General features: G+C 69.1%; 21 protein-coding genes and 1 pseudogene. 16 read left to right on the forward strand and 6 right to left on the reverse strand.

Going from position 1 to position 23,662, the window contains the following annotated elements:
• Positions 1–2,328 (forward strand): TonB-dependent siderophore receptor (locus L810_RS35785; RefSeq protein ID WP_051392371.1); only part of this gene is annotated, 2,328 nt, incomplete at its 5' end.
• A 55-nt stretch (positions 2,329–2,383) separates the two neighbouring features.
• Positions 2,384–3,181: a hypothetical protein gene (locus tag L810_RS35790; protein WP_021163059.1), complete on the forward strand. Its 798-nt coding sequence runs from the start codon at positions 2,384–2,386 to the stop codon at positions 3,179–3,181.
• Positions 3,182–3,196: 15 nt separating this feature from the next.
• On the opposite strand, the gene L810_RS35795 is transcribed toward L810_RS35790, so the two are convergent.
• Entirely contained in the window at positions 3,197–4,087 is an 891-nt protein-coding gene (locus L810_RS35795; RefSeq protein ID WP_021163060.1) for a LysR family transcriptional regulator, read from the reverse strand.
• 112 nt (positions 4,088–4,199) lie between these two features.
• Between L810_RS35795 and L810_RS35800 the strand changes: the two genes are divergently transcribed.
• Positions 4,200–4,625 carry a VOC family protein gene (locus tag L810_RS35800; RefSeq protein WP_021163061.1) on the forward strand — a complete coding sequence of 142 codons (426 nt, stop codon included), beginning with the start codon at positions 4,200–4,202 and terminating at the stop codon, positions 4,623–4,625.
• A 140-nt stretch (positions 4,626–4,765) separates the two neighbouring features.
• On the forward strand, positions 4,766–5,350 hold the full coding sequence (locus L810_RS35805; RefSeq protein ID WP_021163062.1) for a flavin reductase family protein: 585 nt from the start codon (positions 4,766–4,768) through the stop codon (positions 5,348–5,350).
• A 51-nt stretch (positions 5,351–5,401) separates the two neighbouring features.
• On the opposite strand, the gene L810_RS35810 is transcribed toward L810_RS35805, so the two are convergent.
• Positions 5,402–6,298, reverse strand: a complete 897-nt coding sequence (locus L810_RS35810; protein WP_021163063.1) for a LysR family transcriptional regulator — start codon at positions 6,296–6,298, stop codon at positions 5,402–5,404.
• A 97-nt stretch (positions 6,299–6,395) separates the two neighbouring features.
• Here L810_RS35810 and L810_RS35815 point away from each other — a divergent pair, with 97 nt between their 5' ends.
• From L810_RS35815 to L810_RS35825, 3 genes are read left to right on the forward strand one after another with little or no spacing between them, the layout of a single operon-like run.
• Positions 6,396–7,694 (forward strand): CitMHS family transporter, encoded by a 1,299-nt coding sequence (locus L810_RS35815; RefSeq protein ID WP_042977558.1) that lies wholly within the window; start codon positions 6,396–6,398, stop codon positions 7,692–7,694.
• Between the two features lie 42 nt (positions 7,695–7,736).
• Complete coding sequence (locus L810_RS35820) at positions 7,737–9,095, forward strand: acyclic terpene utilization AtuA family protein (RefSeq protein ID WP_042977574.1); 1,359 nt, start codon at positions 7,737–7,739, stop codon at positions 9,093–9,095.
• Entirely contained in the window at positions 9,095–9,406 is a 312-nt protein-coding gene (locus L810_RS35825) for an AtuA-related protein (protein ID WP_042977576.1), read from the forward strand. The genes L810_RS35820 and L810_RS35825 overlap by 1 nt, the downstream gene beginning before the upstream one ends.
• Before the next feature lie 40 nt (positions 9,407–9,446).
• On the opposite strand, the gene L810_RS35830 is transcribed toward L810_RS35825, so the two are convergent.
• Positions 9,447–10,268 carry a carbon-nitrogen hydrolase family protein gene (locus L810_RS35830; RefSeq protein WP_021163064.1) on the reverse strand — a complete coding sequence of 274 codons (822 nt, stop codon included), beginning with the start codon at positions 10,266–10,268 and terminating at the stop codon, positions 9,447–9,449.
• Positions 10,269–10,541: 273 nt separating this feature from the next.
• On the opposite strand from L810_RS35830, the gene L810_RS35835 reads away from it, so the two are divergent.
• The gene (locus L810_RS35835; protein ID WP_021163065.1) at positions 10,542–12,371 is read left to right on the forward strand and encodes a methyl-accepting chemotaxis protein; all 1,830 of its coding nucleotides are present in this window, start codon (positions 10,542–10,544) and stop codon (positions 12,369–12,371) included.
• Between the two features lie 71 nt (positions 12,372–12,442).
• Here the strand turns inward: L810_RS35835 and L810_RS35840 are convergent, their stop codons facing one another.
• Positions 12,443–13,234: a response regulator transcription factor gene (locus L810_RS35840; protein WP_021163066.1), complete on the reverse strand. Its 792-nt coding sequence runs from the start codon at positions 13,232–13,234 to the stop codon at positions 12,443–12,445.
• A gap of 219 nt (positions 13,235–13,453) precedes the next feature.
• Between L810_RS35840 and L810_RS35845 the strand changes: the two genes are divergently transcribed.
• From L810_RS35845 to L810_RS35860, 4 genes are read left to right on the forward strand one after another with little or no spacing between them, the layout of a single operon-like run.
• The gene (locus L810_RS35845) at positions 13,454–15,805 is read left to right on the forward strand and encodes a hypothetical protein (protein WP_051392372.1); all 2,352 of its coding nucleotides are present in this window, start codon (positions 13,454–13,456) and stop codon (positions 15,803–15,805) included.
• Complete coding sequence (locus L810_RS35850) at positions 15,802–17,022, forward strand: hypothetical protein (RefSeq protein WP_021163068.1); 1,221 nt, start codon at positions 15,802–15,804, stop codon at positions 17,020–17,022. Before L810_RS35845 ends, L810_RS35850 begins: the two co-directional genes overlap by 4 nt.
• A 13-nt stretch (positions 17,023–17,035) precedes the next feature.
• The gene (locus tag L810_RS35855; protein WP_021163069.1) at positions 17,036–17,707 is read left to right on the forward strand and encodes a DUF1266 domain-containing protein; all 672 of its coding nucleotides are present in this window, start codon (positions 17,036–17,038) and stop codon (positions 17,705–17,707) included.
• Between the two features lie 60 nt (positions 17,708–17,767).
• Positions 17,768–18,574 (forward strand): hypothetical protein, encoded by an 807-nt coding sequence (locus L810_RS35860; protein WP_042977580.1) that lies wholly within the window; start codon positions 17,768–17,770, stop codon positions 18,572–18,574.
• A gap of 42 nt (positions 18,575–18,616) precedes the next feature.
• Here the strand turns inward: L810_RS35860 and L810_RS35865 are convergent, their stop codons facing one another.
• Together L810_RS35865 and L810_RS35870 are read right to left on the reverse strand one after the other, a co-directional pair.
• Complete coding sequence (locus L810_RS35865) at positions 18,617–19,546, reverse strand: phosphatidate cytidylyltransferase (RefSeq protein WP_021163071.1); 930 nt, start codon at positions 19,544–19,546, stop codon at positions 18,617–18,619.
• Between the two features lie 37 nt (positions 19,547–19,583).
• Positions 19,584–20,216 carry a lysophospholipid acyltransferase family protein gene (locus tag L810_RS35870; RefSeq protein WP_021163072.1) on the reverse strand — a complete coding sequence of 211 codons (633 nt, stop codon included), beginning with the start codon at positions 20,214–20,216 and terminating at the stop codon, positions 19,584–19,586.
• Between the two features lie 234 nt (positions 20,217–20,450).
• Here L810_RS35870 and L810_RS49400 point away from each other — a divergent pair, with 234 nt between their 5' ends.
• The 4 genes and pseudogenes from L810_RS49400 to L810_RS35885 all read left to right on the forward strand — a co-directional run.
• Positions 20,451–20,582 (forward strand): hypothetical protein, encoded by a 132-nt coding sequence (locus tag L810_RS49400; RefSeq protein WP_021163073.1) that lies wholly within the window; start codon positions 20,451–20,453, stop codon positions 20,580–20,582.
• A gap of 100 nt (positions 20,583–20,682) precedes the next feature.
• On the forward strand, positions 20,683–21,294 hold the full coding sequence (locus L810_RS35875) for a CDP-alcohol phosphatidyltransferase family protein (protein ID WP_021163074.1): 612 nt from the start codon (positions 20,683–20,685) through the stop codon (positions 21,292–21,294).
• 73 nt (positions 21,295–21,367) lie between these two features.
• A complete protein-coding gene (locus L810_RS35880) occupies positions 21,368–23,137 on the forward strand; it encodes a bifunctional alpha/beta hydrolase/class I SAM-dependent methyltransferase (RefSeq protein WP_021163075.1) in 1,770 nt (589 codons plus the stop codon).
• Positions 23,134–23,662 (forward strand): annotated as a pseudogene (locus tag L810_RS35885) (serine/threonine protein phosphatase); the annotation flags it as partial. The gene L810_RS35880 and the pseudogene L810_RS35885, both read left to right, overlap by 4 nt.

The following is a 23,662-nucleotide window of genomic DNA, read 5'->3' on the forward strand; positions in this document are numbered from 1 at the left end:
CGCCGTGCGTTCGACATTCCGGCCGGGCCGCTCGAAGCGGCGCTGAACCGGTTCGGCCGCGACGCGGGCATCCTGCTCGCGTTTCCGGCCGAGCTGACGGCCGGCCTGACGAGCGGCGGCGTGCAGGGCCGCTTCGACGTCGACGGGGCGCTCGACCGCCTGCTGGCAGGCACGGGGCTCGTCGCGTGGCGGCAGCCCGGCGGCGGCTACACGCTCAAGCGTGCGGACGGCACGGTCGCACGACCCGTGGCGGCCGGCGTGGCCGCGGGCGCCGAGTTGCCGGCGATCACGGTGCGCGACAGCGCGCTGCGCGCCGAAAGCTATCGCGCGCCGAAGGAGGCGGGCGTGCTGCGCTCCGACATCCCGCTGCTCGACACCGCGCAGGCCGTCAACATCGTGCCGGCGCAGGTGCTGCGCGACCAGCGTCCGCGCAATCTGGACGACGCGCTCGGCAACGTCAGCGGCATCACGCAGGGCAACACGCTCGCGGGCACGCAGGACACGATCATGAAGCGCGGTTTCGGCGGCAATCGCGACGGCTCGGTCATGCAGAACGGGATGCCGCTCGTGCAGGGGCGCGCGTTCAACGCGGCGGTCGACAGCGTCGAGGTGCTGAAGGGGCCGACGTCGCTGCTGTACGGGCTGATGGACCCGGGCGGCGTGGTCAACGTCGTCACGAAACAGCCGCAGCTCGTGCGCTACAACGCGATCTCGCTCGGCGCGTCGACGTTCGGGCACGGCAAGAACGGCGGCAGCGCGACCTTCGATTCGACGGGGCCGGTCGGCGATTCGCGGCTCGCCTACCGGCTGATCGTCGATCAATCGAACGAGCAGTACTGGCGCAACTTCGGCGAATACCGGCAGACCTTCGTCGCCCCGTCGCTCGCGTGGTACGGCCGCGATACGCAGGTCGTGGTGTCCTACCAGTACCGGACCTTCCATTCGCCGTTCGATCGCGGCACGGCGCTCGACCCGCGTACCAACGCGCCGCTCGACATTCCCGCGCGGCGGCGCCTCGACGAGCCGTTCAACAACATGGACGGCGAATCGCACCTCGCGCAGCTGAGCGTCGATCACCAGTTCAACGCGGACTGGAGCGCGCATCTCGGTTACAGCTACAACCGCGAGACCTACGACGCGAACCAGTTGCGCACGACGGGCGTCGATCCGGTGAAGGGCACGCTGTCGCGCAGCAACGATGCGACGCACGGTTCGCTCAGCACCGACAGCTACGGGATCGGCTACGTGAACGGCAAGCTGACGCTCGGCGGGATGCGGCATGACGTGCAGGTCGGCTTCGATACCGAATACCGTCGCATCTACCGCAAGGACATGCTGCGGCAGGCCGTGAAGACGCCGTTCAGCTATGTCGATCCCGTCTACGGGCTGCTGCCGCCGTCGAGCACGGTGTCCGCGAGCGACAGCGACCAGACCGACACGCTGCACGATGCGTCCGCGTTCGTGCAGGACACGATCCACCTGACCGACAAGTGGATCGTGTCGGGCGGGCTGCGCTACATCACGTACAACCAGGTCGCGGGGCGCGGCCGGCCGTTTACCGCGAACACCGATCTCAGCGGCTCGAAGTGGCTGCCGCGCGCGGGCGTCGTCTACAAGTGGACCGATACGTTCTCGCTGTACGGCAGCTATTCGCAGTCGCTGAAGCCGTCCTCGTCGATCGCGCCGATGACGGGCTACATCATCGACGGCGCGACGCCGCCCGAGGAAGCGACCGCGTGGGAAGTGGGCGGCAAGCTCGACCTGCCGGGCGGGATGACGGGCACGCTGGCATTCTTCAACATCGACAAGAAGAACGTGCTCGTGTCGCAATACAACGACGCGACCAAGCTGACCGACTGGCGCACGTCGGGCAAGGCGCGCTCGCGCGGGATCGAGCTCGACGTGTCGGGCCGGATCGGCGAGCGCGTGAACGTGATCGCGAGCTACGCGTACATCGACGCGAAGACGACCGAGGATCCGCTTTACGCGGGCAACCAGCTGTGGAACGTCGCGCGCCACACGGCATCGCTCGCGGCCGTCTACGATTTCGGCACGCTGGCCGGCGGCGACGACCTGCGCATCGGCGCGGACGTGCGTTACGTCGGCGCGCGGCCCGGCGATTCGGCGAACAGCTTCACGCTGCCGTCGTACGTGCTCGCCGACGCGTTCGCGACCTACGACACGCGGATCGGCAAGCAGAAGCTGTCGTTCCAGCTCAACGTGAAGAACCTCTTCAACCGCACCTACTACCCGTCGAGCGCGAACCGTTATTTCGTCGCGATCGGCGATGCGCGACAGGTGTCGCTGCTCACCACGTTGCAGTTCTGACCACGCAATCGCCGCGCGGCCGTCACGGCGGCGCGCGGCTTCGGAGAAGATCCAGATGAACCGGAACATGAAAACCGGCGCCGTGTGCGCCTTTGCCACCGGTGTCGCCGGTGTCGCCGGTGCGCGGCGTCGCGCGTTGCGCGCGATCGCGGGTTCGGTGCTCGCGATCGGCGCGGGCCTGGGCCTCGGGGCAGGGGTGGCTGCGCCCGCGCGGGCGGCCGATGCACCGCAGGCCGTCACGCGTGTCGCGATGCTCGTGCAGCTGCGCGGCCCGAACCTGAAGGTCGACGAACGCATCGGCCAGCATCTCGGCGAACGCGGCTACGCGGTGCGCCTGATCGACGAGTCCTCGACGCCCGACGCGGCGCGCGACGCCGACCTCGTCGTGATCTCGTCGACGGTGTCGTCGAAGAACGTGCGCCCCGGCTGGCGCACGCTCGACAAGCCGCTCGTCACGTGGGAAAACGACCTGCTCGACGATCTCGCGATGACGGGCAAGCGTCATGACGTCGACTTCGGCGAAACGGGCAAGGAGCGCTATCTGTGGCTCGTCAATGCGCCGCACCCGATCTCGGCCGGGCTGCCGGCCGGCGCGACGAACGTGTACGGCAAGCAGGCGCCGATGAGCTGGGGCAAGCCGGGGCTCGGTGCGATCACGATCGCGACCGTGTACGGCCAACCCGACAAGGCCGCGATCTTCGCGTACGAGAAGGGCGCGACGATGGACTACGAAGCGCTCGCGCCGGCGCGCCGCGTGATGTTCTTCCTCGACAACGACACGTTCGCGAACCTGTCGCCGGCCGGTGTCGCGCTGTTCGATGCGGCGGTCGACTGGGCGGCCGGGCGGCGCTGACCGACGGCGTCGGCGTTATGCCGGCTGCGGCGGCGCGCGCCGTCGTGACGCCGCCTCGATCAGCTGCGCGAGCTGCTGGGCCGGCTCCGACATCGTCCGCCGCGCGCGGTGCACGAGCCCGATGTCGCGGTGGAACGTGTGGTGTCCAAGGTCGATCGCGCGCACGCCGGCCGGCCAGCGGCGATAGACGGCGGTCTGCGGGACGATCGCGACGCCGACGCCGTTCGCGACCAGCTTGACGATCGCGTCGAGCTCGTCGAGCTCACACGTGTCGCGCACCGCGAGGTGCATCTTTCTCAGGAAACGATCGACCTGGCGCCCGCCGAACGATGCGCGGTCGTAGCGCACGAACGGTTCGCGCGCGAGCAGTTCGGCCCAGTCCTTGCCTTTCATGCCGCGCGGCACGATCAGGCGGAATGGTTCCTGCGCGAGCGTCGTCCAGTGCAGGTCGCTCTGCAGCGAAAACGGCGGCCGGATGATCGCGGCCATGTCGATCTCGCCCGCGTCGACCCGGTTGACCAGCTCGATCGACAGCCCCGGTATCACGCGCGTGCGGCACGCGGGATGCCGGCGATGGAAATCGGCGAGCGCGGCCGGCAGCAGTGCGCTCTGCACCGACGCGATCGCGCCGATCGTCACGCGCACGGCGGCCGGCGAGCCGGGGGCCGTCGAGCTCAGGTTCTCGTACAGGCCGAGCAGCGCCTGCGCCTGGCCGAGCACGTGATGGCCCATTTCGTTGAGCCGCGCCGACCGGCCCTGCCGGTCGAACAGCGCGAAGCCGAGCTCGGCTTCGAGGCGCTGCATCTGCGCGCTGACGGCCGCCTGCGTGAGCCCGATACGGTGGCCGGCCGCGGCGAACGTGCCTTCCCGGGCGACGGCGACGAGCGTTCTCAGTTCGCGGATCATTCATCAATTCCGTTTGTGAATGACGAAACTATATATTGATTTGATTTTCGCTCGACCTTGACTACCATGGTGCCGTCCTCGCGCCACGCGAGCGTTCCACCACGAGGCAACCATGAGTCTTTCCCCGTTTCACCTGGCGATCCCGGTCTACGACCTGCCGGCCGCGCGCGATTTCTACGGCCGTGTGTTCGGGCTGGAAGAGGGGCGTTCGAGCGCGCAGTGGGTCGACTTCGACTTCTACGGGCATCAGCTCGTGATCCACGAGCATCCGAAGACCGCATCGCAGGAAGGCGCGCATACGAACGCGGTCGACGGTCACGACGTGCCGGTGCCGCATTTCGGGATCGTGCTCGACTGGGCGAGCTGGGAAGCGCTGGCCGAGCGGCTGAGATCGTTCGGCGTGACCTTCGTGATCGAGCCGTATGTGCGCTTCCAGGGGCAGGTCGGCGAACAGGCGACGATGTTCCTGTTCGATCCGTGCGGCAACGCACTCGAATTCAAGGCGTTCCGCGATATCGGCCAGTTGTTCGCGAAGTGACCGGCGGCGTTGTCGGCACCGATTGAAATTGGGTGCGAGAATGCGGCCTTCGGGCCGGCTGCGCACATGCCCACCTGCGCACCGGCCGGCGCCGCGCCGCACGGCATCCGTCCGTGCGCGCCGTTCTCCAGGGAATCCGTATGGACAGTCACATCGCTCCGGTGGAGCTGAAGAAAGCCTACCGTCTCCTCAACCACGGCCCGACCGTGCTCGTGTCGGCCCGCCACGACGGCGTCGACAACGTGATGGCCGCCGCGTGGGCGTGCGCGCTGGACTTCCTGCCGCCGAAGCTGACGGTCGTGCTCGACAAGTCCGCGAAGACGCGCGAGCTCGTCGAGCGCAGCGGCACGTTCGTGATCCAGGTGCCGACGGCCGCGCAACTGCAGCTCACGCACGCGGTCGGCAGCCACAGTCTCGCCGAGCGTCCCGACAAGCTGCGCGAGGCGGGCGTCACGCTGTTCGACGTCGAGGGCCACGACCTGCCGTTCGTCGCCGGCTGCTCGGGCTGGCTCGCGTGCAGGCTGGTTCCGGAGCCGCACAACCAGCAGACCTACGACCTGTTCATCGGCGAGGTGGTCGCGGCGTGGTCCGACACGCGCGTGTTCCGCGACGGTCACTGGTATTTCGAATCGGCCGATCCGGCACTGCGCAGCCTGCACTACATCGCGGGCGGCAATTTCTATGCGATCGGCGAATCGCTGCACGTCGATCCGGACGCGCAATAAGCCGAACCCGGCATCACGCGCGGGCGGGCTGTCCCGATCCGGGCGCGCGGTTCACGCGCGCTTTTTCAATTCCGTCAGCATGGTTTCCGCGAACGCCTGCGCGACGCGCGGCAGCGTGCGGCCGCGCTTCGTGACGAGCGCGATCGGCCGCACGAACGCGGGATCGTCGATCGGCTTCGCCACCAGCTCGGGCTCCGCGCGCACCTCGCGCGCGGTCGCGGGCAGGATCGTCACGCCGAGCCCGCCGCGCACCATCGCGACGGCCGTCATCATGTAGGTCGGCTCGCACGCGATGTCGGGTGTGCAGCCGGCCGCGTCCAGCGCGGCATCGACGACGCTGCGCACGCTCGTGCCCTGCGCGGTGAGCACGAGCGGCACGGCCGCGACATCGGCGGTGCTCACGCGGCGCTTGCGCGCGAGCGGATGATCCTGCGGGCACACGGCGACGAGCCGGTCGGCGCCCGCATACAGCACCTCCAGCGACGCATCGAACGTGTCGCCGCCCGTCAGTCCGAGATCGGCTTCCTCGTTGCGCACGAGCGCGGTGACGAGGCTCGCGACGCCATCGCGGATCTCGAAGCCCGCGCGCGGCACGTCGCGCCGGAACGACTGGATCAGCTCCGGCAGCACGCTGGACGCGAAGGTCGGCAGGCACGCGAGCCGCACCGTGCCGCTCGTGCCTTCGCCGAGCGCGCGCGCGTCGCGCAGCACGCGCTCCATGTCGTCGAGCGAACGCTGCAGCAGCGGCAGCAGCTCGCGCCCGTTCTGCGTGAGCGCGACGCTGCGGCTGTTGCGGTCGAACAGGCGCGCGCCGACGATTTCCTCGAGCCGGCGGATCTGCACGGTCAGCGCCGGCTGCGACAGGTGCAGCCGCGCGGCGGCGCGCGTGAAGTTGCCGGCGTGCGCGACGGTGACGAACGCGCGAATGTCGCGAAGATTCAGATCCATAACGATTCGTGATTGCTGCGATCAAATCATTTCAATTGTGCTATCGCTGCGCCGACCTTACGCTCGTCTCCAACAAAAGACAAGGTAGGAGACACGGATGCTGCCGTTACTCGGGCTTGGCACGATCGTCGTGCTGCTGGCCGCGATTCTGTCGAAGCGGATGTCGCCGCTCGTCGCGCTGATCGTCGTGCCGATCGCCGCATCGCTGATCGGCGGCTTCGGGCTGCACACCAGCAAGTTCGTCGTCGACGGGCTGAAGGGCCTCGCGCCCGTGGTCGGCATGTTCGTGTTCGCGATCCTCTATTTCGGGACGATCACCGACGCGGGCATGCTCGACCCGATCATCGACCGCATCCTGCGCGCGGTCGGCACGCGGCCGACGCGGATCGTGATGGGCACGACGCTGCTCGCGCTGCTGATCCACCTCGACGGCTCGGGCGCCGTGTGTTTCCTCGTGACGATTCCGGCCGTGCTGCCGCTGTACGACCGGCTGAAGATGGACCGGCGCGTGCTGGCCGCCGCGGTGTCGATGGCCGCGGGCATCAACTTCCTGCCGTGGACGGGGCCGATGATCCGCGCGTCCGCTTCGCTGCACCTGCCGGTGTCGGCGCTGTTCAATCCGCTGATCCCGGCGCAGGCGATCGGGCTCGTGTTCGTGTTCGGCGTCGCGTACTGGCTCGGGCGGCGCGAGGAGAAGCGGCTCGGCCTGTCGCGCGACGATGCGTCGATTCCGTTGCCGACCCGCGAGCTGACGCCCGACGAGCAGGCGCTGCGCCGGCCGCACCTGTTCTGGTTCAACCTCGTGCTGACGCTCGTCGTGCTCGGCACGATGGTCGTGATGGGCGAGAAGATCCCGCCGGCGATCATGTTCATGGTCGGGCTGTGCATCGCGCTGATGGTGAACTACCCGGACGTCGACATGCAGAGGAAGCGCATCGACGCGCATGCGCGCGCGGCGCTGATGATGGCCGGCATCCTGCTCGCGGCCGGCGTGTTCACGGGGATCATGCAGGGCAGCGGGATGCTGAAGGCGATGGCGCAGGCGGCGGTCGGCTTCGTGCCGCCGTCGATGGCCGGCCATATTCCGGTCGTGCTCGGCCTCGCGTCGATGCCACTGAGCATGCTGTTCGATCCCGATTCGTTCTACTTCGGCGTGCTGCCCGTGATCGCGGAGGTGGCCGGCCAGCTCGGCGTGCCGGCCGTGCAGGTCGGGCAGGCCGCGCTGCTCGGCCAGATGACCACCGGTTTCCCGGTCAGCCCGCTGACGCCCGCGACCTTCCTCGTCGTCGGCCTGTGCGGCATCGAGCTGGCCGAGCACCAGAAGTTCACGTTTCCGCTGCTGTTCGGCGCGTCGATCGTGATGACGGTCGCGTGCGTCGTGCTGGGCATCTTTTGATTTTCACCGGCGGCGCACCCGCCGGACGACGACGGTATGGACATGACAGCAAAGCAACCTGAACGGCGCGTGCGCATCGGCGCGGGCGCCGGCTACTCGGGCGACCGGATCGAGCCCGCGGTCGAGCTGGCCGAACACGGGCAGCTCGACTATCTCGTCTTCGAATGCCTGGCCGAGCGCACGATCGCGATCGCGCAGCAGGCGCGGCGCCAGGACCCGTCGCTCGGCTACGACCCGCTGCTGGACGCGCGGATGCGCGCCGTGCTGCCGGTCGCCGCGCCGAAGGGCGTGCGCATCGTGTCGAACATGGGCGCGGCGAATCCGCGTGCGGCCGCACGGCGCACCGCCCGGATCGCGCAATCGCTCGGCGTCGCCGGGCTGAAGGTCGCGGCCGTCGAAGGCGACGACGTGCTCGACGTCGTATTGCGCGGCGCGTTCCGCTTCGAGGAATCGGGCGACGACGTCGCCGCGTATCGCGACCGCATCGTGTCCGCGAACGCGTATCTCGGCGCCGCGCCGATCGTCGACGCGCTCGCGGCCGGCGCGGACGTCGTGCTGACCGGGCGCGTCGCCGATCCGTCGCTGTTCGCCGCGCCGCTGATCCATGCGTTCGGCTGGCGGATGGACGACTGGGACACGCTCGGGGCCGCGACGGTCGTCGGCCACCTGCTCGAATGCGCGGGGCAGGTGACGGGCGGTTATTTCGCCGACCCCGGCTACAAGGACGTGCCGAACCTCGCGCGGCTCGGTTTTCCGATCGGCGAAGTCGCGGCGGACGGCTCGGTCGTGATCACCAAGGTGCCGCACGCGGGCGGCCGCGTGAGCGCGGCGACCTGCAAGGAACAGCTGCTCTACGAGATACACGATCCGGCGCGGTACCTGCAGCCCGACGTCGTCGCGGATTTCACGCAAGTCACCGTCGCCGAGGAGGCGGCGGACCGCGTGCGCGTGACGGGCGGGCGCGGCACGGCGCGGCCCGACACGCTCAAGGTGTCGGTGGCGTATGTCGACGGCTGGATCGGCGAAGGCCAGATTTCGTATGGCGGCCCGGGCGCGCTCGAACGCGCGCGTCTCGCGCTCGGGATCGTCCGCGAGCGGCTGGCATTGACCGGCGTCGCCGCGACCGAGCTGCGCTTCGACCTGATCGGCGTCGATGCGCTGTATGGCGACGCGACGCCGGCCGTGCGCGGCGAGCCGGCGGAGGTGCGTGTGCGGGTGGCCGGCCGCGCGGCGAACGCCGGCGAAGCGGCGCGGATCGGCAATGAAGTCGAGACGCTCTATACGAACGGGCCGGCCGGCGGCGGCGGCGCGTTCAAGTCGACGCGCGAGGTGATCGCCGTGCAGTCGGTGCTGCTGCCGCGCGCGGCCGTGACGCCGTCGTTTTCATTCGTGGAGGCATGATGCAACTGCGTCAACTCGCGCATGCGCGCACCGGCGACAAGGGCAATACGCTGAACGTGTCGGTGATCTGCCGCGATCCGCGCCATTACGATCATCTGCGCACGCATCTGGGTGCCGATGCGGTGAAGGCGTGGCTCGCGGGTATCGTGCACGGCGACGTCGTGCGGTACGAACTGCCGGCGCTCGGGGCATTCAATTTCGTGCTGCGCGATGCGCTCGGTGGCGGCGTCACGCGCTCGCTCGCGCTCGACGCGCACGGCAAGTCGGTCAGTTCGGCGCTGCTGGCGATCGAGGTGCCGGAGCCGGCGTGACGGGCGTGACGGATGGCGCCGCCCGGGCGGGCGAGCCCCGTCACGGAATCAGCAACTCGCGAAGCCCGTCCGCATGCTCGATACGTTCGCCGGCGATGTGCAGGCGCTGGTCCCTGCGATAGTCGTAAACCGCGCGCGACGCGGCGAGCTGGTCGAAATCGAGCTCGATCGCGTGGCGCGATTCGCGGTTGCCGGCCTCGAAGATCAGGTTGCCGAACGGATCGGCCGCGAGGCTGCCCCCCGCGAACACGACGTCGTGCGTGCTGCCGCCGACGCGGTTGGCGACCACCGTGAACACCTGGTTCTCCATCGCCCGCGCCGTTGCCGACGTGCGGTGGACCGGGCGGTACGGTTCCATGTTGCCGTCGGTGATGAGGATCAGCTCGGCGCCGAGTTCGGCGAGCGCGCGGCCGGTTTCGGGGAATTCGTTGTCGTAGCAGATCAGCAGGCCGATCCGCACGCCGTGCCATTCGATCGTCGCGTAGCGGTCGCCGGGCAGCACGACACCGTGCTCGCTCACCCACAGGTGCGTCTTGCGGTAGCGCAGCGCGATGCCGTCCGGCGTGACGAGCACGGTGGTGTTGTAGAAGCGGCCGCCGTCGTTCTCGATCAGCCCGACCACGACGGCAACGTCGCGCGCGCGTGCGGCCGCGATGACCGCGCCGACGCTCGGGCCGTCGAGCGGCTCGGCGCATTCGGCCAGGTTCGACGGATCGAGGAAGCCGGTGAGCTGCGCTTCCGGAAACATCACGATGTCGGTGCCCGGTGCGCAGGTCGCGATCGCGTCGAGCGTGCGCTGCAGGTTGTAGTGCGTGTCGCCGTCGCGGCCGGCGAGCTGGACGATGTCGAGCTTCAGTTTCATGGGCGATTTCGGTGGGTGGGGCCGGCGCGGCCGGCTCCGCAACGTTGGACGTCGGAACGCCCGAGTATGCGCCGAACCGCCGGTTTTCCCATCCCGCCGGCGTGTTAACCCGTCGGGGGTATTGATTCCGCGTACTGTCGCCGGCCCGGGCTCAACTTTTTTTGCCGGTCTGACCAGTCGAACCTCAAGTTGCATCGCGTGCGGTCGTTAAGGACGGTTGAGTGCCCATTTGACCAACCGAAAACAACGCGGCAACCGGAGATCACCGTCATCATGCTGTCATCGATTCGCGCCCGGATTCTGGCGACCTGCGTCGCCATCGTGGTCACGGCCCTGGCCGTGACAGGCGGCCTTGTGTACTACGTCGTCAAGCAGCACAACGACACGACCATCGACCAGAACCTGCAGTCCGTCCTGACCGGCCACGCGCTCGCGCTCGACGAGTGGGTCGCGAGCCGCGCGCAGCAGACCCAGGCGCTCGCGGACACGCTGACGCCGGGCGAAGGCGATCCGCTGCCGGCGCTGACCCTGCTCGGCAAATCGGGCGGTTTCCAGGTGCTCACGCTCGGGCTGCCGGATCGCACCGCGTATTCGAACGTCCCGCTCGCGGCCGGCTACGATCCGACCGCGCGCCCGTGGTTCAGGCAGGCGGTCGACGCGGGCCGGCTCGTCGTCACGGCGTTGTACCGCGACGCGTCGACCGGCAAGCCCGCGTTCGCGTTCGCCGCCCCGATCGTTCGCGGCGGCACGCTGAAGGGCGTGCTCGCGGCGAGCCTCTACATGGAGCGCGCGAGCGCGATCGTGGCGTCGATGCATCCGACGCCGTCGAGCTTCGCGTTCCTGGTCGACAGGAGCGGGCGCCTGATCGCGGGCGCGAAGACCGATCTGATCATGAAGCCGGCCGCCGAGCTGTCGCCCGAACTGACGCCGGAGCGGCTCGCCGGCCTGCAGACGGCGACCGAACCGGTGGCGATCGACGTGGACGGCGTGACCAAGCTGCTGCGCGCGCGCCCGATCGCCGGGACGGACTGGTCGCTCGTCATGGCGCTCGACCGGTCGGACGTGACGGCCGGCATGCGCGCCGTCGCGACGACGACGCTCATTGCGATCCTCGTCGTCGCCTGCGTCGCGGCGGCACTCGTCGGCGCGTTGACGAACGCGGCATTCAAGCGCGTGCTGCTCGTGCGCGACGCGCTGACCGACGTCGCGAGCGGCAGCGGGGACCTGACGAAGCGGCTGCCGGCCGACGGCGGGGACGAGGCCGCGCAGATCGCGCGGGCCTTCAACCTGTTCGCCGAAAAGATCAGCGCGATCCTGCTGCAGATACGCGGATTCAGCGAATCCGTGAGCGTGGCGAGCGCGGAGATCGCGCAGGGCAACCAGGACCTGTCGAGCCGCACCGAACACGCGGCATCGAGCCTGCAGGAGACCGCGGCGGCGCTCGAGGAGATCGCCGGCACGGCGCGCAACTCGGCCGATGCGGCCACGCAGGTGAGCCGGCTGGCGGAATCGGCGTCGGGCGTTGCCGTGCGCGGCGGCGAGGTGGTGAGCGAAGTGGTCGCGACGATGGACGAGATCACGAAGGCGTCTGCCGAGATCTCGAACATCATCGGCGTGATCGACGGCATCGCGTTCCAGACCAACATCCTCGCGCTGAACGCGGCCGTCGAGGCGGCGCGCGCGCACGAGCACGGGCGAGGCTTCGCGGTCGTCGCGGGCGAGGTGCGCACGCTCGCGCAACGCAGCGCGGTGGCCGCCAGGGAGATCAAGCAGTTGATCCAGTCGTCCGTCGAGAAGATCGAAGGCGGATCGGGGCTCGTGAAGACGGCCGGCACGACGATGGACGAGATCGTCGAGGGCGTGCGCGGCATCACGAGCGTGATCGCGGAAATGACGGTCGCGGCGAACGAGCAGAGCACCGGGCTCGCGCAGGTGAACCAGGCCGTGTCGCAGCTCGATCACGCGACGCAGCAGAACGCCGCCCTCGTCGAGGAGTCGGCTGCGGCCGCCGCGCTGTTGCGCGAGCAGGCGGCTCAGCTCGCGCAGACGGTCGGCGAATTCAAGCTCGCGGGTTCGCAACGGGCCGCGACGGCATCGGCATGATCCCGCCGCGGCCGCCGAAGGCCGCCGCAAAGAGGCACGAAGGAGGGCGAGAACGGGCGCGACGGAGCGCGCTATCCGTCGGCCTGCGCCTTCAGGAACAGTGAAAACAGTTCCGATTGCGAATTGATCGCGAGCTTCCCGTAGATGTTGCGCCGATGCACCTTGACCGTTTCGGCGGAAATCGACAGCTTGTTCGCGACTTCCTTGTTCGAGCGGCCGCTGAGGATCAGCCGGATCACGTCGAGTTCGCGCGCGGTGAGCGGCGTGCCGAGCCGCGCCATCGCCTGCTCGAAGCCATCGTGCGGGCCGGCCCGGCGCGGCGGCGCTTGCTCCGCGGAGGCTGGCTCGAACGCGAGCCGCTGCCGCATCAGCCCGGCCACCCACGGCCGGATCAGGTCGAGCAGCGCAACCTGCACGGGGCTGAAGCGTCGTTTGCTGCCGAGCGACAGGCACAGCGTGCGCGCATCGTCGAGCACGACGTTGAACTGCACCTCGTCCTCGACGACGTTGTGCGTGAAATAGAGCGTGTAGTACTCGGTATCGCGAAAGCATTCGGGGGCGACGTCCGACAGCCGGAACAGGCCGCTCCTCGGCGCGTCGCGGTTCGCGATGTAGAACGGGTCGAGCTGGTACAGGCCCTGCACGTAGTCGCGGAACAGCGGGTCGGGGCCGCCGCCTTCGTACGGGCATTCGGCGAACACCTGCGGGCGGCCGTCGCCGAAGGTCAGCACGACCCAGCTGTCGACCGCGACGTATTCCTCGATCAGCCGGATCAGCGCCAGCCAGAAGCCCGGCTGGTCGAGCGACTCGATGAGCCGCCCGACCGAACGATGCCACGCGACATCCTGCAAGGTGAGGTTCATGCGGTTTCCGGGTCGGCGGGACCGGTCGGCGCGCGTCGCGCCGTCGCGCCGTGCGCATCGACCTGTCCGGGGATGAAGAACGAGATCGTAACGCCGGGCGACGCGAATGGCGAGGCCGCGCACGGTCGCCGTCTCCTGATAAGCTATCGCGATTCCGAGATGGAGAAGTCGATGACTCCCAGCGCCAATACAACTACAAACGCCCATTCCAATATCGATATGACGACGATGCCCCTGACGGGCCAGCCGCTCGACACACTGATGAACCGGCTCGAAGCCGATCTCGAGGAAAGCGATTCGAGCCGCGAGAGCGACCTTGCGGCACGACTGCGTGCGCAGCCGTTGCGTGCCGATTCGCTCGACGCGATCGCGCGCCTGCACACGCTGTGGATGCGCGCCGGCGATCCGGCCGCCGCGCGCGCCGTGCTCGACGAGGACGGCGCGGGCGTGCACGACGCGGCGCCGCCCGAGGCGCGGCCCGACATCCGCATGCAACTCGCGCTATACCGGCTGCAGGTCGCCCGGCACCTGGGCGAGAACGACGCCGTCACCGAGGCGATCGGCCAGATGCACGACGTCTTGCGCACGTCGCCGACGCTGGATGCCGATCGCTACGTCCGCGCACGTATTCTCGATACGCTCGAATTCGACCACGCGGAGCATGCGCTCGACGCGATCGAACTGCGGCATGCGCTGCACCGCGCGATTGCCGACCGCGCCACGTTTCGCGCGTGGGACGAGGCGAACCGGCAATGCCTGCGTGCGTGGGCACTGCGGCGTCTCGACCGGGACGACGACGCGCGTGCGGCGGCCGAGGCCGCGGTGGCTGCGATGGCATCGGCCGGCGCGGACCAGGACATCGACGCCGACGACTGGCTGCGGATCGGCCGGGCGATGATCGAGATCGCGCCGCTGCAGCTCGACACCATTCGCCAGGCCGTCGAGTCGCGCATTGCCGACTGGGCGCTGCCGCCGCGCCGCGAGGCCGAGGTGAGGCTGGCGCGGCTCGCCGCGCGGGCCGCCCACGCGCAAGGCGATCTCGCGGGCGCGCTGGCCCGTTGCGAGATGGCGCGCCACAGCCTCGAATCGGATGGCAGCGACGACTTCATCGAATACGAACTGCCGTGGCTGCTCGAGGCGGGCCGTTTCGACGACGCGGGGCGCCGGGCGTTCTTCCACGTGTACCAGATCGAAAGCGGCATGCTCGACCGGGTCGGGCAGATCATCCATGCGCGCCTGGCCGAGCCGACCGACACGTCGGTCTGGTGGCCGCTGTGCGCGATGCGCGCAGCGGGTTTCCAGCCGACGCTCGAGCGGTTCGTCGAACTCGGCGCGGAAGGGCCCGACGCGCTGGCCGCGCGTTCGCCGACGCATGGCGAGATCTTTGCCGCGTTCGGCTCGCTCGAAGGCGACGCGTTGCGCTACGCGATCGCCGACGCCGCGCGCGAGGTCGCACTGCGGCGCGCGCCCGGCCATCCGTGGATCGCGCGGCTCGCGGCCGTCTACGACGGCGAAACCGGCCGCATCGACGCGACGACCCAGGCCGCGCGCCTGCTCGCGGCCGCGCAGGAAGGCGAGATGTACGACAAACGCACCGGGTTCATGCTGACCGATGCGCGCATTCGGGCGCTGGGTGTCGCCGCCGCGATGAAGCTGCCGCCGCCGCCGCTGCGCAGCGGCTTGTGGAGCTACGGCTACGCGTGCTCGATCGAGGACAGGGCCGAGGAGGCGATCGACGCGCTGCCGGCCGCGGAACAGGCGCCGGTGCGCGCCGATCTCGAGCGCCTGAAGATCGCCGTGTACGAGCAGGGCCGCGCCTGCATGGAGCGCTTCTTCGAGACGGGCAACGGCCATCCGTACGATGCGTGCGCGCACCTGTATTCGATGCTCTGCAACAACCTCGCGATCCTCTATCGCGACGAGGAGCGCTACGACGAAGCGCTGGTCCTGCATCGCAGCGGGATCGCGGCGAGTTCGTTTGCCGAGCATTACGACGGCGTGCGCTATGTGCTCGCGTGCCAGGGGAAGGATGAGGAGATGCTCGAAGCCGCCGAGCAGCTGTGGCACTACGCCGCCGAATTCGGTTACAGCCGGCACGAGCCCAACTGGTACGTGCGCGACGTGGTGCGCGCGCTGTACCGCGTCGATCGCTGCAACGAATTGCCGATCTGGCTCGAGCGCCTGGTCGGCTGGCAGCGCGAGCACGACCAGCTCGACGGCAGGTTGCCTAACGAGGCACTGATTGCCCGCCTCGTGTTCGCGGCCCACATGTCGGAGTCGCATCCGGACCAGGCATCGGCGCTGTACGACGCCGCGCGTGCGCAGGCCGACGCGTCGCGCGATCTGGACGTGCTGCTCCGGGCCGCCGACGCGGCGTACGAACTGGGTCGCCAGCCGGACGTGAAATATTTCTACGAACGGGTGCTCGCCGGCAACCGGCACGCCGCCGAACCGCTCGACCTGAAGGTGGACGTGATCGAGCGGCGGATCAGCGAGGCCGGTGCGCCGCCCGCGTCGCCGGGCCCGGCGACGGCCGCGCCGGGCAAGCGCTGGTGGAAGTTCTGGCAATGACGGCCGTCGGTCGGCGGGCCGGTTATGCGCCGCGCAACGCGCTGAACGCCGATGCGCTGAAAGCGGCGATCGCCGCGCGCAGCACCGCGCGAGGCGATGCCGACGCGGTGCGCGCGTGGCTGCTCAACCATTTCTACCGGCACGTCGTCGCGAACTTCGAGCCGGCACGCACGATCGGGTCGCTCGACGACGCGCGGCAGGCGCTCGGTAATGCCGCGCCGCCGGCGTGGGTCGTGCGGCGCTTCGGTGCGGACGCGAAGACGATCGGCGAGGCCGACGCCGGCAGGCTGGCGCCCGTCGTCTGGGTCGACCCGGGCGATCCGCAGCTTCTCGCGCTCGAAACCACGCTCGTCGAGTTCCTCGAGTCGCGCAAGGGGACCGGGCTCGACGGCAAGCTCGACCGTGTCAATTGCCCGCAGGCGCTCGCGATGTGGGAACGCGAGCATGCGGAGATGGCGGCCCGGATTGCGCGCGGCTGGCGCGAGAGCCAGCCCGACGCGCTGCGCACCTGGTGTGAAACCGCGAACGGCCGCTTCGTCGAATTCCTGCCCGACAGCGCGCTGCTGCGCGCCGAAATGGCGTTCGAGAGTTACGTGATGCGCCATTGCCTCGGCCAGTTCGCCGACCGGCAGGCGCTGACGGGCGGCTACGGCGGGCGCTACGCGGAAGCGATCGAGGCGCGCGCGCTGCGGCTGCTGAGCTTCCGGGACGCGAGCGGCCAGCCGCACATCACGATCGGTGTCGCGGTGCGCGCGGACGGCGGCCTCGACGTCGATCAGGTCAAGGGCAAGCAGAACCGGCCGCCGGTCGAGCGCTATGTCGACGACGTGCTGGCGTGCCTGAATACGCTGGGGACGACGGATAACACGCCGCCCGACTGCATCGCGCTCGGTGTGGTCCATACGGCGTCGGGATGGTGCAGGATCGAGGACGTGACGGATGCCGCGTCGCAAGCCCGGCTCGTCGCGCGCCATCCGCAATTGTTCGGGCGGCTCGCCGAGCCGACGCCGACCGTCGAGTGGCTGGTCGCCGCGCGGCAGCCCGAACTGTTGCAGGCGCGGCCGCCGCGCGCCGGCTCGGTGCGATACGCGGTGCGTGCGACGCTGGCGCCCGCGGTGCCGTCCGCGCAGCGGGACGACACACGGCCCGCCTTTGCAACCGAGAACGTGCGCTGGCCCGGCTACGACGCGCCGCATGGCGCCAGTGCCGGCGAATGACGGGGCGAAGACCATGACACTCAAGCTGATCGTCGCGTTGTTCGTGCTGTGGCGTATCGTGCGCTACTTCCGCCGGCGCGGTGCGCGTCATTCGACCTTGTCCGCCCGCAAGCACTGGGCGCTGCTGCTCGCGCATCCGTACGTGGAGGCGACCGGGTTCTCGGGTTTCGACGATGCGGATACGAGCCACCTGAACGACACGTCGCGCAAGTTCCTGCGCGCGCAGATGCTGCATCAGATGGAGTTGCGCACCGACGCGACGGACGACGATGCGCGCGCACACCTCGCACGCGTGCTCGAGACGCAATGGTTTCGGGCCGACCTGCATGCGCTGCAGCCGACCGACGACCCGCGTGCCGCACTCGCGTTCGCCTGTGCGCGGATGGCGTTCCTGGCGCGCGTGGCGATGCTGATGGGCTGGACCGAGCCGGACACCGCATGGCGTGTGCTGTTGCTCAACGCGCAGCGCGCGCAGGATTGTTTCGACAGCTGGACGGATTTCGGTAGCGCGTATATCGCGGGCCGCAAGCAGTGGGTGGCCGGGTTTCGTGCCGATCCGTTCGGCAAGGCGTTCGACGACGCCACGCTGCAGCGCTGGCTTGCACCGGGCGACGGTGCGTGGGGGCGGGCGGCATGGCCGGGGCTGGCGGCGTTCGATCCCGAACCGGTCGCGCAAGCCCGGTGACGCGTCGATGCCGCCAGCCGTTCCCTTCGCATGCCGCTTTCCGTTTCCGCCGACGCCGACATGATTTCATCCGTTCATCCCCTGTTGCGACGCCTGGCGCTGTCCGTTGCGTGTGCGGTGCCGGCGTCGGTGCTGCCGGCGACGGCACAGGCGGCCGAGCCGGTCGCGGCCGACCGCCTGCTGCGCACGTTCCTCCACGATCACTACGGCAACTGGCGCGCGGACCGCAAGGGCTGGCAGTCGGACGCGGGCGATTTCATTTATTCGCCGTGCGGATCGCTGCGCGTCGCGACCGCCGACGGCCCGCGGTATCTGCTCGCGGTGTGCGGCGAGACCGAGGCAGCCGTGCAGGACGGCACGCCGGGGATGGATTCGGACGGCACGACGGGCACCATCGACCTGTACGTGCTGAAGCCCGGGGCGGACGGCAAGACGCTCGAGCCGGTGGTGAAGAAGACGGATATCGCGTCCGGCAAGCGCGGCGAGCCGGGTACGGTGCGCATCGAGCGGTACGGCCCGCACCTGTTCGGCTTCACGATCGGCGACGGCGTCACGCTGCAGGGCTATACGATGGCGATGCGATCGATCTGGCTGCCGGTCGGCAACGCGATCGTCGAGGCGGCGGCGCGCATCGACGAAGCGCTCGACAACACGGGGTCGCTCGATTGCGGGAACGCGAAGTCCCGTTGCGAGAGCCGCACGTTTTCGATCGTGCCCGACACGACCGGCACCGGCGACGTCTATCCGTTGACGGTCACGGAAACGGGCTCGCGCGGCGACAAGGAGATTCACGCGCGCTACACGGTGAAGTTCGACGCGGCACGCGGCCGCTACGTGGTACCGAAGGCATTGCGCGCAGGATACTGACCGTTCGCGCGAAGAAGCGGGCGGCGCGGTGCCGCCCGAGCGTCACACGTACAGGTACCGTACGAGGTGAAAGAACACCGGCGCGGCGAAGCAGATCGAGTCGACGCGATCGAGCATCCCGCCGTGGCCCGCGATCATCGAACCCCAGTCCTTGGTGCCGAGCGAGCGCTTGACGGCCGACAGCACGAGGCCGCCGACGAAGCCCGCGATCACGATCGCGAGCGAGATCCCGAACGCGGCGCCGAAACTGAACGGCGTCACGCGATACAGCGACGCGCCGCACAGCGTCGCGAGCAGCCCGCCGCCGACGAACCCCTCGACCGTCTTGGACGGCGACAGCTGCGGCGCGATCTTGCGGCGCCCGAACAGCTTGCCGACGACATACTGCAGCACGTCGCTGATCTGCACGACGAACAGGAAGAAGAACAGCAGCAGCGCGTTCTGTCCCGTGTAGCGCGGAATGTCGAGGATCAGCACGGCCGGCGCGTGGCTCAGACCGTACACGCATACCATCAGCGCCCAGTTGATCTTCGCGTTGCGGCTCAGGAATTCGCGTGTGTCCTGCGTGAGCGCCGACACGAGCGACATCGCGAAGAACAGGTGCACGGGCACGAAGATCGAGTACATCCCGTACCAGTCGATCCCGAGCAGCAGGTATTGCACGGGGATCGCGACGAAGAACGCGATGAACAGCGTCGTGTGGTCGCTCGCGGTCGTCGGCGTGAGCGTGATGAATTCGCGCAGCGTCAGGTAGGACAGCACCGCGAACACGAGATACGTGACGTTGTTGCCGAGGCTGATCGCGATGACCATGATCGCGATCATCGCCCACCACGCACGTATGCGCTGGTTCAGGTTGACGATGGTCGCGCTCGTGCCGCCGCTGCGCGCGCCGAGGATCGCGCCGATCACGGTGGCGATGACGAGCACGCCCGTGACGCCCGCGACCAGTTCCCAGAAGAGAGTTCGCATGAGGGATATCCGGAAAAGGGGAGAAGGGGGGCTGCGTTCAGCCGGCCGGCCGCTGCGGCGGCGCGAGCGCGACGATCGCGTCGCGCATGCGGGCGAGGAACGTCGGCTTGTCTTCCTGGGCACCGAGCGCATCGTTCGCGCCGAAGTGCACCTTGCAGATCAGCGGCACCGGCCAGATCGCACCCTTCGGCATGATCCGTTGCAGGTTCTCGAGATAGACGGGCGCGAGCGCGACGTCCGGAAACTCGGTCGCGAGGTGGAACAGTCCGCTCTTGAACGGCTGCGGCAGGATCTCGGCGCCGCGCGTGCCTTCCGGGAAGATGATGATCGAATGGCCCTGCCGGAGCGCGTCGCGCACGGGGTCGAGCGGGTCGCCGCCGGACTCGCGGTGGCGATCGATCAGCACGACGTTCAGCAGCTTCTGCGCGATGTGGCGCTTCGCGTCGCTGCTGTCCCAGTAGTCGCGTGCGGCGACGGGCCGTACGACCGCGCGCACGTCGCGCGGCAGCGCGGCGAGGATCGCGAGCGTGTCGATGTGGCTCGTGTGGTTCGAGAAATAGATCTTCTGCGTCGGGGACGGCGGCCCCTGATGCCAGACCGGATACGCGCCGGCGACGAGCCGCACGATGGACAGCAGGAAGTCGCGCTGCCAGACGTTGAGAATGTTCATCGGCGCTGCGCCTCCTGCCTGCATGCATGGCCCGCGGCGCTTGCGCGGCGGGCGGGACCCCGGAATGCCGGCGCGGCAGGATGCGCGCCGGACGGCCCTTGTTTAAATTTTTTCAAATTCGTGGCTGCCTGTCGCAGGTCCGCGATAATCGGACGATTCGCCGCCACACGCTGTTGCGTCGCGGCGAATGCGCCGGTCGGCGGCGTGATAATCGGCTGTTGCACGAGCGCCCGTTTGCAGTTCGAATGGATCGTGCTGCGTTCGGGCCAGCGGATTATCGCGAGTTTCCGTCAAAAACGCCAGATTGGCGCCGCGCAGGCGGGCCGGGCGCTGCTTGACGCATCGGGGCCGCTCGGCGACGATTAGGGCCGTCCATGGAAGGCCGTCCAGGGCCGTTTCGCCGCCCGGGGCATGGCGGCGGGAAATGTGTCCGACTGTGCCGCGTGAATAGAACGAATACGAAACGATGAGCCTCTACGCACTCAAACCCAAATTCCAGAACCGCCTGCGCCCGTTCGCGAACTCGCTCGCCGAGCGTGGCGTCACGGCCAACCAGGTCACGCTGTTCGCGGCCGGCGGCTCGATCGTCGTCGGCGCGCTCGCCGGCCTTGGCGTATTTGCCCGCGCGCTGTTCCTGCTGATCCCGCTGTGGCTGTTCGTGCGGATGGCGCTCAATGCGATCGACGGGATGCTCGCGCGCGAGCACAACCAGAAGAGCACGCTCGGCGCGTACCTCAACGAACTCGGCGACGTCGTGTCCGATATCGCGCTGGTGCTGCCGTTTCTCGCGATTCCGGCGTTCGCTCCGGCAGACGTCTGGCTGTTCGCGCTGACGGCGGTGATCGTCGAATGCGCGGGGCTGATCGGCCCGCTGGTCGGCGTGAGCCGCCGCTACGACGGCCCGTTCGGCAAGAGCGACCGCGCGCTCGCCCTCGGCGCGTTCGCGTTGTGGATCGGGCTCGGGTTTCCGGTCGGCGGCGTCGCCGCCTGGCTGTGGCGGCTGCTGATCGTGCTGTCGATCGTGACCGTGGTGCGGCGCGTGCAGGCCGGCATCGCGGAAAAGGGTAGTCAAGGGTAGTTGAAGCAGTGGCGGTACCGGGCGCCGGAGGGCGGCGCACCAAGATTCGAATAACGAAACGAGAGAAAAATACATGAGCGCACGCACGGCACGTGAGGCCGATTTCATCACGCACGACGGCGAAACGCTGTTCTATCGTCACTGGCCCGCGACGGGCCCGCGCTGCCGCGGCGCCATCGTGCTGCTGCATCGCGGCCACGAACATTCGGCGCGCGTCGCGCATCTCGTCGACGAGCTCGACCTGCCGGATTTCGCGTTCTTCGCGTGGGATGCGCGCGGCCACGGCCGCTCGCCCGGCGCGCGCGGCTACAGCCCGAGCGCGGCCGCGTCGGTACGCGACCTGCAGACCTTCGTCGAACATATCCGCGACACGCACGGCATCGCGATCGAGGACATGGCCGTGGTCGGCCAGAGCGTCGGCGCGGTGCTCGCGGCCACCTGGGTGCACGACTACGCGCCGCCGATCCGCGCGCTCGTCGTCGCGTCGCCGGCGTTTCACATCAAGCTCTACGTGCCGTTCGCGCGGCCGGGCCTGCGGCTGATGCACAAGCTGCGCGGGCTGTTCTACGTGAACAGCTACGTGAAGCCGAAATTCCTCACGCACGATCCCGAGCGGATCGCGAGTTATGCGTCCGATCCGCTGATCACGCGGCCGATCGCGGTCAACATGCTGCTCGACCTGCACGACACCGCGCAGCGGATCGTCGCCGATGCGGCCGCGATCACCGTGCCGACGCAACTGTTGATCTCGGGCGCCGACTGGGTCGTGCATCGCGGCCCGCAGGACCGCTTCTTCGAACGCCTCGGCGCCGCGCGCAAGGAGCGCATCGTGCTGCCGGGCTTCTATCACGACACGCTCGGCGAACGCGATCGCGCGCAGGCGCTCGCGCCGCTGCGCGCATTCGTGCTGCGCGAATTCGATGCGCCGAGCCCGCGCGTGTCGCTCGCCGATGCCGACCGGCGCGGCGCGTTCCACGACGAATACGCGGCACTCGGCCGCCCGCCCGCGAATGCGTTCGCGCGTGCGTACTGGGCGCTCACGCGAGCCGGCCTGAAGGCCGGCGGCGCGCTGTCGGACGGTATCGCGCTCGGGCTGCGGCTCGGTTTCGATTCGGGCTCGACGCTCGATTACGTGTACCGCAATCGCGCGCAAGGGCGGCTCGGCATCGGTGCGCTGATCGACCGCACGTATCTCGATTCGCCGGGCTGGGTCGGCATCCGCCAGCGCAAGGTGCATCTGCAGGAGCTGATCGGCGCGGCGATCGGCCGCCTGCGCGGCCACGGCACGCCGGTGCGGATCGTCGACATCGCGGCCGGTCACGGGCGCTACGTGCTCGACGCGATCGCGTCGGCCGCCGAGCGCGACGGCGCGGCGCCCGACGACATCACGCTGCGCGACTACAGCCCGCCGAACGTCGAGGCCGGGCGCGTGCTGATCGCGCAGCGCGGCCTCGAGCCGATCGCGCGCTTCGAGCGCGGCGACGCGTTCGACGAGGCGTCGCTCGCGACGCTCGAGCCGCGTCCGACGCTCGCGATCGTGTCGGGCCTCTACGAACTGTTCGGCGAGAACGCGCTGATCGAGCGCTCGCTGCGTGGGCTCGCGCAGGCCGTGCCGCCGGGCGGGTATCTCGTTTATACGGGGCAGCCGTGGCATCCGCAGCTCGAATTCATCGCGCGCGCACTGAACAATCACCGCGGCGAGGCGACCTGGGTGATGCGCCGCCGCTCGCAGGCCGAGATGGACGAACTCGTCGCGCGCGCGGGGTTCCGCAAGCTCGACCAGCGGATCGACGAAATGGGCATTTTCACGGTCAGCCTCGCGCAGCGGGTCGACGCGTCATGAGCGAGTTCGGCGGCGACGCGCGCGGCCTGTCAGCGCAGGCGTCGGCAGCCGGCGCACGCGACGCGTCGTTCGCGCTGCGTGTCGGCTGGCTAGCGGTGATGGGCGCCGTGTTCTTCTCGACCTACGGCTTCGCGAACTGGCTCGCCGCGCGCCGTGCGGCGGTGCCGACCTTCGCGTTCGGCTGGGAGCACGCGATCCCGTTCGTGCCGTGGACGATCGTGCCGTACTGGTCGATCGACCTGCTGTATGCGCTGTCGTTCTTCTTCTGGACGCGCCGCGCCGACCTGCTCGATCACGTGAAACGGCTGTTGACCGTGCAACTGGTATCGGTGGCTTGCTTCATCGCGTGGCCGCTGCGCTTCGGGTTCGAGCGGCCCGACGCGGGCGGCGTGGCCGGTGCGCTGTTCACGCTGCTGATGGGGTTCGACAAGCCGTTCAACCAGGCGCCGTCGCTGCACATCGGGCTGCTCGTCGTGCTGTGGGCCGTCTATGCGAAACACGTGCGCGGCACGCTCGCGCGCGTCG

This window comes from Burkholderia sp. AU4i, assembly GCF_000466765.1.
Taxonomy (GTDB): domain Bacteria; phylum Pseudomonadota; class Gammaproteobacteria; order Burkholderiales; family Burkholderiaceae; genus Burkholderia; species Burkholderia cepacia.